Raw genomic sequence first — 9,966 nt, 5'->3', positions numbered from 1 at the left:
CTGGGTGTAGTGGAATACTTAACCCTTCTGTTGCTTTAGAAACATCAATGTCTTCCGCTGCGCTATGCGTTTCTATTAATGTATCCACGTTTTCAAAAATAGCTTTGGTCATATGGTAGACTTCATCTTCTGTTAAATCCTTACTTACGATCATCGCATTGGTAATTTCAAGGGCAGGAACATCTTCCGTAACACTGTACGTATTTGCTGGGATCACCGTTTCCCCCAGGTAAGAATATTTTTCCGTCAAATACTCCATCGCATCTTCTTCGATCGGAATTAATTTAATTCCATCGGTCGTATCTAAGTCCATAATTCCTGAATTCGGAATGCCACTACTTAAAATTGCTGCATCTACTAATCCATTTTTAATTTGGTCAACAGACTCCGCAAATGATAAATAATCAGGTGTAATATCATCGTAACTTAACCCATGTCCTTCTAATAAAACTTGCGCCGCTAATTCGGTACCGGAGTTCGGTGCACCAACGGAAATTTTCTTCCCTTTTAAGTCTGCAAATGAGTTAATGCCTGAGTCTTCCGTCGTTATAATTTGTAAATAGTTAGGATATAGTGCTGCTAAAGACCGTAAATCTTCTTTCGGCCCCTCATCTTCAAATGGACCTGTTCCTTCGTATGCTTGAAACGCTGTGTCCCCTGTAATAAGCGCAACTTCGGCTAAACCTTCCAAAACTAAGTTTACATTCTCGACTGAAGCCTGTGTCGCTTGAACAGACGCATCAATTCCTAGTTCTTCAAAAATCGTTGAAAATCCAGCTCCCAGCGGGTAGTATACGCCGGACGTTCCACCGGTTGCGATGGTGATAAATAAATCATCGAATGACTCATCTGACTCAGCATTTGTATCCGCCTCATCGTCCACTCCGTCTTCACTTGTGTCATCATTTTCCCCATCACTACAAGCCGCTAAAATTAGAATTAAAGCAAAAACAAATAAAAAGATTTTTTTCACAAAAATACCTCCCTATATTTTTGTACTTCATAGAATTTTATTTAAACTTGTACACCGAGCTTATAATCACAATATGTTCGTGATGGAAACTTTAGAATTAAAATGTACGGTTTTAGATTTCAACACATACAAAAAAAACGTGGATTGCTCCACGTTTTTGCTAGAAATATTTTTATCATCAACACATTTCTAATTTGCTTTCTCCTCTACCGCCGCCAAATCTTCATCCAACTCTTCATTATAGCGATCTTTCACCGTCCAAATCGCCACAAGCGAAATAAGCGCTGTAAAGATAATATAAATTGCTACCGGAATATAGGAGTCATTAAATCTAATCAACAATGCTGTTGCAACTAAAGGAGCCGTACCCCCTGCAACTGCTGCTCCAATTTGATATCCGAGAGAAATACCGGTATATCTGACATTTGCGCTGAAAATTTCTGAAAACATCGTCCCTAAGACAGCGGTGATTGGTGCCCAAATAATTCCGAGTCCGACAATTGTTGCTACAAACAGTAAGGCAATGGATCCGGCATGAATTAACCAAAAATAAGGGAAGGCATACAAAATCATTAAAATTGTTCCGCCAACATATAATTTTTTTCGCCCTATTTTATCCGACCAACTCCCCATGACAGGCATTAAAATCGTCGTAATAATCGTCGCAACGGTGACCGCCATCAGTATCGACGTTTGATTGTAGTTCAAGTTTTGCGTACCATAGGAAACAATAAACGTTCCAAAAATATAAAAAGGTGCAGTCTCCACTACTTTTGCTCCGGTTGCGATCAGCACTTCCCGCCAATGATATTTGAATGTATCAGCGATTGGTAATTTGGGGATATCACCTTTTTCCTGTGTTTTTTGAAAAGTTGGCGTTTCCTCAATCCCTTTTCGAATCCATAATCCAAAAATAACGAGTAGAGCGCTAAGTAAAAATGGTACACGCCATCCCCACGTCATAAAAGCCTCATGTGGGAGAAGCGTCATAATCGAAAGTGCAATCGTCCCCATTAACATGCCAATCGTGACACCCATTTGCGGGACACTTCCAAATAATCCTCTTTTTTCTTTCGGCGCATACTCAACCGCTAAAAGAAGCGCTCCTCCCCACTCACCGCCAAGGCCTAACCCTTGAATTAACCGTAAAATAATTAATAATACAGGTGCCCAAAGTCCAATTTGGCCATATGTAGGTAACACACCCATCAGAAAAGTAGCAAGTCCCATGAGACTCAATGTCAAAACAAGCGTCTTTTTCCTGCCAATTCGATCCCCGATATGACTAAAAATAAATCCACCTAAAGGTCTAATAAAAAATGCTAAAGCAAAATGTCGCAAAAGCATATAACGTTCCAAATGCCGGATCGTCTGTCACAAAAAACAACTGATTAAACACGAGGGCAGCTACTGTACCATATAAAAAGTAATCAAACCATTCGACAGAGCTTCCGACTACACTTGCGATTAACACTCTTCTTAGTTCTTTATCATTATTCATGATAATCCTCCTTGCCAATTGTTTATGAGTCAAGCTTATAAACAATAATATGAAGATGGAATGTAGATTAGAATGTAATAAGTCCGTTAGTTCTCATTGAACAATAGTTAAGCTTCTACTTTCTTTTCCCTTTATAGCCATGAAACAACACTCGTAACGCTCAATTATTTATTTGAAAGATATGCGTTTTGTCAGGCATTGAATTTGAACCTTTCTTTATAACATTTTATATTTTCCCTGAATATTAGTTATAATAAGAGGAGTTTAATGGAGGTGAAACATATGTCTACTCCTGAAAAAATTATTAAGGAAATCGACATGTTAAGGGAGGTAGATAGACGAAAGTTACTTGATAAAATTAATGATAAATATATGTCTAAGGATGTCATTTTGCTTAACGAGAATTTTTCCTGGTGGGATAACGAGGAGGATGATATATATAATGAATAGTAAAATGAAGCAGGGCGATGTATGGTTGAAGTCCTGTTTAAAGGCACTATCAAACTAAACATCGTCCGGTTATTATAGTCGGAAATGAACTGGCATTGGATGTGGATGTCATTATTGCTCCAATAACAAGTCAACATCCCCGAAGTCAATTCGATGTTGTTCTAGAGTTTTGGCAAGAAGCTGGATTGTTAAAGCCTTCTGTAGCGCGCACTTCAAAAATTATTTCTGTGCACGGTTCTGAATTGAAACACCGACTAGGTGCATTACATAAACATGATTTAGAACGAGTTCTACATATGTGCAGAAGTTTGTTTTAGAACAATACCTTAGATTACAAATAGAATATAGTGCGTTGGTCCCTTTTAACTCCTTTTGCTATATATCGTTTTCAAAAAATACACATAATTCCAACCTACTTTCACTTCTTTTGCGCCACAACAATCCCACAAATAATCAAGCCCGATCCTACTATAATCCCTAACGACATTTTTTCTCCTAAAAGCAACGCGCTAAACACTAATCCAAATATCGGCACGAGCAATGTCGCGATTGTCGCTGTTGCCATGTCTATTAAACTGAGAATGAAATACCAGACAGTGAAACAGAGTGCGGAGGCAAGTATTCCAGTAAATAAAATATAATAAATACTATGGGCGTTAAGGTAAAATGGTTCTCCCCATTCCATAAAAAGCGCAGCAACGAAGATTCCAATTGCTCCAAACGTCATTTGAAAAGCGGATGATTGGATTTTTGGCAATTTTTCAAGATGAAGACGAAAATAAATATTAGATATTGCCCAAACAATCGCTGCAATTATAATTAGGATTTCTCCAAAGATCATCTGCATGCTCTGACCGAACCAAATATCCCAACCTAAAATCGTTAACAACCCTACCATGCCAATAAATAACCCGATAACCTGTTTGACTATTAATTTTTCCTCTAAAAATTTCACAGCCAAAAAACTGCTCCACATTGGCATCGAATATAAAAGTACGGATGATTTCCCGGCATCGACAAAACGAAGGCCATACATGACAAGTAAAAATACTGCAGCTGTTTGCAAGAGTCCAACGAGGATAAGGTGTTTCCAATATTTTTTCGGTGGGATACCTAATTTTAAAATCCACACGATTAAAAGTAATGTAAGCGAGCCAATAGCAAATCTAAATGCAGTAAACGTGAACGGCCCCATATAGGTTAAAGATGCTTTCATCAGCACCCATGCATAGCCCCATAACAGGGTTATCGTAATAATCAGTACCCATAAATACCACCTATGGTTATGTAAAATAGAAGTGAAGAATTTTTTGTTCATCTGGCATGCTCCTCCTCTCAAATTAGACACAATAAAGTTATCATATCAATAAAACAGGTAAGTTTATAGATTGTTACTTGGATTTTATGGAGGCATAGTCTTTAAGCAAAGAGAGGATAAAGCTAGTGCTATTTAGGAATAATTTGTTATCCTTTTTAAGGATCAAACGATAAGATAGATATTACATTGTCATAAATAGAAATATTAAAAAAAGAAGAAATAGAAGATAAATATCTTATTGTTACGATTTATAAATATCACCCCTACTATCCACATCAAAAACAAAAATCACAACTTTATGATCCATAATTTTATATAATGCTCTATATTTGCCGATTCTTAATCTGAATGAATCATCATATCCCGCTAATTTACGAATGTCTAAATTTGTTTCATATGGATTTTCAGCAAGAAGTAATAATGCTTTTTTAATTCTTTCTTTTGTCGGTTTATCTAATTTTTTTATATATTTTCCTGCTCTTTTTGAAAAATGAATTTCAAACATCATTGTCACCTTTTTCAAAAACCTGATCAAATGTTAGATAATCACCTTCAGAATATTCTTTCAATGATTTTTTCAAATTATTTTTTGACTTCTCATCTAAAATCACTTCTTCCTTTTCAAGTAATTGATCCAAATATTCTTGTATTTCTGAATATTTTTCTTTTGGGACTTCTTCAATTTTTTTAAATAAATCCCACTTTGATATCCCCATTTCCTTACCTCCAATTAGTTTTTTCATATCATGTTTTATATAAAATCATCTTAACACACAATTGGTTGCATTGTAATGACCTGTCATTACACCAACGAATTTCAGAGGTTTATTAAAGTACTTTAGTAAAAACCCGCACCTCCATAGGCACGGAATCCTTCATTAAAACAATTCTAATTGCCCTTTTTCCTCTAATCGATCCATCCTTCTAGTTCGTGATTTCTATAATACGCATGGTGGAGTGATTTCTCTTTTGTCATTATTTGTTTCCGAGGCTGTATATAATCGTAAAGTAGTCTTGCAAAAATTTTCCTTAAGAGGATAATTCTAAAAACCTAACTGTTCTACGATGACAAATAGTGGGGTAACACGTGGAGGTGGATACAAAGAAGCTAGCATCACCGTCAACACAAGCCCCTATTTCCAACCGAACAATCTAAGTCACTTCATTTTCTTTCCCTTAATATCCCTCTCCATCCAGTCCAACAACGCTTCTTGATACCCTGCTTTTCCAATCCGCTTCATTTCCTCAGCAACTTCTGCCAATTCATTATTCGAAATTCCTTTTAATTTTTCCAGTCGTTCGTGCGATATTTCTTTTGTTGGGTTTGATTTCCGATAACCTGCTTTATCCATATGCCATAGACGGACAGAATCTGGATGTCGATCTAAAAGTCGTTGCGCCATACCAAGTCCTTCTGGATCGAAGTCACCAGCGTAATATAATTTACACTTAGCTTTCACTAATAAATCCATTACTAACCATGTTGCAAGCGTGAATTGACCATTTGTACAAATAATTGGTGTATCCGGTTTGTGATCAAGCAATGTTGCACAGACACCTGAGTTTTCTACTACCCAAACGACATTTCCTTCCATAGGATAAGCACCAACTAATGAAATTAGCTCCCGCAATGGAACAATTTGCACGGTCTGCTCTTTAGCAGCCGCTTCCCAAACAGGATGTACACCACCGATAGTTTCAGCGATTAAATTTGCACAAGTTACAAAGTTTAATAAATCATCCCGGTAAATATGATACTGCTCAAATAGCTCATTTATTCCTTCTGTACTGGACGGAACTTCGATCAGCTTCCCTTCTTCTTCCTGCCCGGCTCTATGAACTGACAACAGATGGATAAATATCCTCCCTAAATCTGTCTGTAAATCGAAGGCATGTGGATCTCCTGTAATGCGCTGGCTAAACATCGGTAAACGTTCCGCATGCTGTGGCAAGGAGGTAAATGCTCGATTCAATGTTTCAAGTAACATTTTAAAATGGGAGACTTCTTGTTCGGCAATCTGAACAATCCAGCGTCCTTCTCTTTTTTGTTCCTGCAAAAACTGAAGCCAAAAAGCCAATTGCGGATATTGCTCTTGCCGCTCAATCAAAAACTCACGCAAACTGGCTTCTCTTGCCATCCGTTGTTCTTTTTTAGAGATCAGCGTTTCTCCAAAATACGCATCCAATAATGGCTTTAAAGTAACTGAACTAAATCTTGTAAATTGGATTTGCTTTTCAAATGCTATTAAAGAAATCGAACCTTTCATTCCTAATTGTTCGCCCGGAAGTCCAAAAAACTTTCCTATTTCCTCCAATTCGTTCTTGGTAAAATTCCCGACTGGAACTGTTCCCCCAATGCGTCCAAGGGATTCATATTTTTTCCGAAACGCTTTGAAAAGTTTGTCATATACCTTTTCACTTTTAAAAAATTGGGTTGCTTCATATAATTGATTTTCCATTGTGTGCTCCTCTATTTCGATTAGAAAACTTGTCTTATCGCTAAAGAAAACACACCGATTGGCGAAAGACAGAGGTGATGTTGCACTTATGCTCTAGAGTGCAAGCCTTGGCGAAAGCCTTAGTTGCACTTACGACGCACAGGACGTGTTAGTACTGGCGTTGCGACAAATCTTTACGGTGGGACGAAAGCGTAGCTACAGTCCCAGGACGTCGCGCTTTTAGCCAGTGAGCAGTAGGGAAGTTTTATACTTTCTTATCTGCTAAAAATAGAGACGCAAAGCCTTAGCTTTTCGCGCCTCTTCTAACTAGTTCATTAAACTTTCCTCTTTTTCCAATTCATCCACCACTAACTTCCTCGTGTTTCCGTCCCAGAAATAACGAATAACCGTAACAAAGCTGGCGTTTTTCGGACGGACAAGTTCACAAACGGATAGTGCAGAAACCGTGTTATAGTCTCCCCAAAGGACTTGGGAATTCATTATATAATCAAATCCTAGTTCCTCCACAATTCGGAACATGACACTAATATTGTCATCATCTACTCCTGCAAATGCCTCGTCAAGTGAAATGATGTAAGGTGCGGCGCTGTCCGCTTCTAAATACCTAGAATAGCAGGCGGTAAATAACGGGATATACATCGCCATCGCTTTTTCCCCACCACTAAATTTGTAGAAGGCATTATTCGTTAATTCACGTTTTGGTTCGCCGACACGTTGATAGGATAAGACAAACGAAAACCAATAACGGTAATCAAGCACTTCTTTTAACACTTGGAGGAGTGTGTTTCCCTCGCCTTTTATTTCAATCAGCTCTTTCGCACGTGCGATTTTTGATCGGAAGTGTTCCATCACTTGATTTAAATCTTCTTCTTTTAATAGACGAGGATCTCTCCGTAATAAGTCAACAAGTTCTTTCGTATCAAGTTCATCTTCTGTTTCAGCGGTTCGCGGCTTCCACTGGATGGAAAAAGAAATTCCAGAAGTCGAGTCACTATTTACCATGAGATCATTCATTTTTTTCGTCCATTGTTGTGCTCGATGAATGCGACTTCTTAATTTTTTCCCGACAGAGTCAAATAAAATTTCCTCATATAATTGGCGGTCCTGTTCGTTTAACATATTCTGCTGTCTGGAGCGATCTTCTTCTACCATTTCTTGGACAAAGTATGGGCTAAGGCGCTTCCCTTGAAAATCAAGTTGAATAATCCGTCTTGTCGCTTTATTTTTCCAGTTTTCCAACAAAATATTTTGTTCATCTGTCCAGTTTCCCGTTAAGTCTTCCAAATCAGGGATAGGTGTCTGATGATCTGTCATGCGATACTCCATTAAATTCGGTTGTTGTTCGTAAAACACATCCGTTAATTGCTTCTCAATTTTGGCTTGCTCCTGCAATTGATGTTTGTATTTTTTAATAATCCATTTTGCTAAATTATCATCTTCATGGTCATCAGGCAATGCTATAAATGCATAATCCACTTCTTGTTCATACAATTTTTTCCACGCTTCAATAATCACTTTCGAAAAACTTAATTTTTGTTGTTGCTCCAAAATGACATTCTCTACCGTCTCAAGGTGAGCTTCTTTTTTCGGTAGCACATTTCGATTCGTATTAAGTTCCGAATTTGTTTCGGCGATTTCTCTTTGTACATCTTGAATTTGCTTGCGGATATCCTCCATTCCATGCGCTTGTAATTGGCGTTCGATTTCAGCGATATTTTGTTCGAGTCGAGTTTTCTTATCTTCAAGAAGATTGACTTCTCCTTTTAATTCATCGACTTCGCTTTCTAATTCTGCAAGTCGCTGTTCCGCTTGGTCTTTGTTTTTTTGTTCATGCCGATACGTTACATGCAGTTTTTCTAAATCACTTAATTCTTTTTCATAGTGACGCTGTATTCGAATGGCATCTTGATAAGCTTCATGGGTAAACGTAATGTTTAATCCTCTTGTTTCAGCGTCTAGTTTTCGTTTTTTTGCTTGAAAAACATCAAGGGTATTGCGCATTTTTTCATCATATCTATACAGTTGTTCTTCCAGTTGGGTGATCTGAAAGCGGCATTTTTTAATCTGTTCGAAACTTTCCTGTAAATCATCGTCATTTGGGAAAAGCTCCATTGCTGTTTGTGCTGCATGCACTTTTTTATCGAGCACTTGGATTTCCTTTAGTATATTCTGTTTTTCTGCGTTCAGCCTTTCAATCTCGGCTGTAATGATCTGTATTTGTTCTTCTCTATACCGTTTACGGGCATTTTTTCCAATATATCGTACATTTTCAATTGAAACAGCATGTCCTTCGACAAGTCCGATATTGTATGTGCCGTCAATTCGGATCGTAGCGGCTTCGTTTTCATCACTTTCTACTAAAATACTTCGTAATACGTCATCAATTCGGGATGCTTTAACTTTTGTATTTTCGTCCACATCTGGAAACAGATAATCTGCTAAGGTGTAGGCCATCATTTGTGGATTCGGGTTGATTACACGGTCATGTTCAATCGGAATGTCTCCATTTGTAATGAGTGCGTCCAGTAGTCCGGCATCGATAAGTGCTGCTTCGATTCTTTTCCGTACATCATCATCAACATGTTCCTGAAATTCAACCGCTTCGTAAAACGGAATATACGGGTGATTTGCTGCTTGAAGACGTTGTCGAGCTTCTTTTGTTTCTGTCTGTTGATTTGGTGGCTCGGGATCACGTTCTTTCTTCCATTCAGCTAACTCACTTTCCTGTTCTCTTATTTCTTGTTGAATCGCTGTGACTTCCGCATTTTTCGTTGCAATTGTTTCGTTTACCCGTAATTGATAGTTTTGACTTGCATGTGAAAATGGTGTACGAATTGCCTCAAAAGGTGTTGGCTCATACAACCTTAATAGATCACGTGACGTTTGTTGTAACATATCTGCATTGATATTAAAAAAGGAATGTGTTTCTACCCATGCATGAATTTCATTGATTTTATCCTGTTTATCTTTTTCAAAAACTTGTTCCCAATCTTTTTCGTCTTGTTTCATTTGATCGATGTCAAGTTGCGTGTCTGCGATGACTTTTTCTGTCTCGGCAATCTCTTTTTTCGTTTGTTCATATACCCTGAATTGTTCACTAATCGATTCAAGCTGCTCATAGTGATTCTCCGCTTCTTTTTTCCAGACGGTAAAATCAAAATCATCCTCTTTATATCGTTCAAAGTCTTGTACATTTAGCGGATGACGTTCAAACGATGCTTCATCAGCGTCTGCTGCTAAATCAATCAGCTGATCGGTCATTTCA

The 9,966-nt window shown here is 37.8% G+C and carries 7 protein-coding genes and 2 pseudogenes; 2 read left to right on the top strand and 7 right to left on the bottom strand.

Annotation, left to right across the window (positions count from 1 at the left end; genetic code table 11):
• Window positions 1–973: TAXI family TRAP transporter solute-binding subunit (locus ACPYKA_RS14480; protein ID WP_479542942.1), on the bottom strand; the 973-nt coding region annotated here is incomplete at its 3' end.
• A gap of 189 nt (window positions 974–1,162) precedes the next feature.
• Window positions 1,163–2,474: pseudogene (locus ACPYKA_RS14475) on the bottom strand (MFS transporter).
• 282 nt (window positions 2,475–2,756) lie between these two features.
• Here ACPYKA_RS14475 and ACPYKA_RS14470 point away from each other — a divergent pair.
• Window positions 2,757–2,924: a hypothetical protein gene (locus ACPYKA_RS14470; RefSeq protein ID WP_479542941.1), complete on the top strand. Its 168-nt coding sequence runs from the start codon at window positions 2,757–2,759 to the stop codon at window positions 2,922–2,924.
• Between the two features lie 56 nt (window positions 2,925–2,980).
• Window positions 2,981–3,241, top strand: a pseudogene (locus ACPYKA_RS14465) (type II toxin-antitoxin system PemK/MazF family toxin); the annotation flags it as partial.
• Between the two features lie 101 nt (window positions 3,242–3,342).
• On the opposite strand, the gene ACPYKA_RS14460 reads toward ACPYKA_RS14465, so the two are convergent.
• The 5 genes from ACPYKA_RS14460 to ACPYKA_RS14440 form a co-directional block, all read right to left on the bottom strand.
• Entirely contained in the window at window positions 3,343–4,242 is a 900-nt protein-coding gene (locus ACPYKA_RS14460; protein ID WP_479542940.1) for a DMT family transporter, read from the bottom strand.
• A gap of 241 nt (window positions 4,243–4,483) precedes the next feature.
• Window positions 4,484–4,747: a type II toxin-antitoxin system RelE family toxin gene (locus ACPYKA_RS14455; protein WP_479542939.1), complete on the bottom strand. Its 264-nt coding sequence runs from the start codon at window positions 4,745–4,747 to the stop codon at window positions 4,484–4,486.
• Complete coding sequence (locus tag ACPYKA_RS14450; RefSeq protein ID WP_479542938.1) at window positions 4,740–4,958, bottom strand: hypothetical protein; 219 nt, start codon at window positions 4,956–4,958, stop codon at window positions 4,740–4,742. Before ACPYKA_RS14450 ends, ACPYKA_RS14455 begins: the two co-directional genes overlap by 8 nt.
• A 441-nt stretch (window positions 4,959–5,399) precedes the next feature.
• Window positions 5,400–6,701 carry a TIGR02679 family protein gene (locus ACPYKA_RS14445; protein WP_479542937.1) on the bottom strand — a complete coding sequence of 434 codons (1,302 nt, stop codon included), beginning with the start codon at window positions 6,699–6,701 and terminating at the stop codon, window positions 5,400–5,402.
• A gap of 306 nt (window positions 6,702–7,007) precedes the next feature.
• Window positions 7,008–9,966 (bottom strand): TIGR02680 family protein (locus ACPYKA_RS14440; RefSeq protein WP_479542936.1); only part of this gene is annotated, 2,959 nt, incomplete at its 5' end.

The sequence above is a fragment of the Pseudogracilibacillus amylolyticus (SeqCode) genome (assembly GCF_051918545.1).
In the GTDB taxonomy this organism is placed as follows: Bacteria; Bacillota; Bacilli; order Bacillales; family Amphibacillaceae; genus Pseudogracilibacillus.
Note: the sequence above shows the minus strand (reverse complement) of the source record. Positions and strands in the feature narration are given on the sequence as shown.

Excerpts from the sequence above, each read along its gene's own strand:
- ACPYKA_RS14470 (WP_479542941.1), top strand. The coding sequence starts at position 2,757 with ATGTCTACTCCTGAAAAAATTATTAAGGAAATCGACATGTTAAGGGAG.
- ACPYKA_RS14460 (WP_479542940.1), bottom strand. The coding sequence starts at position 4,242 with ATGAACAAAAAATTCTTCACTTCTATTTTACATAACCATAGGTGGTAT.
- ACPYKA_RS14455 (WP_479542939.1), bottom strand. The coding sequence starts at position 4,747 with ATGTTTGAAATTCATTTTTCAAAAAGAGCAGGAAAATATATAAAAAAA.
- ACPYKA_RS14450 (WP_479542938.1), bottom strand. The coding sequence starts at position 4,958 with ATGGGGATATCAAAGTGGGATTTATTTAAAAAAATTGAAGAAGTCCCA.
- ACPYKA_RS14445 (WP_479542937.1), bottom strand. The coding sequence starts at position 6,701 with ATGGAAAATCAATTATATGAAGCAACCCAATTTTTTAAAAGTGAAAAG.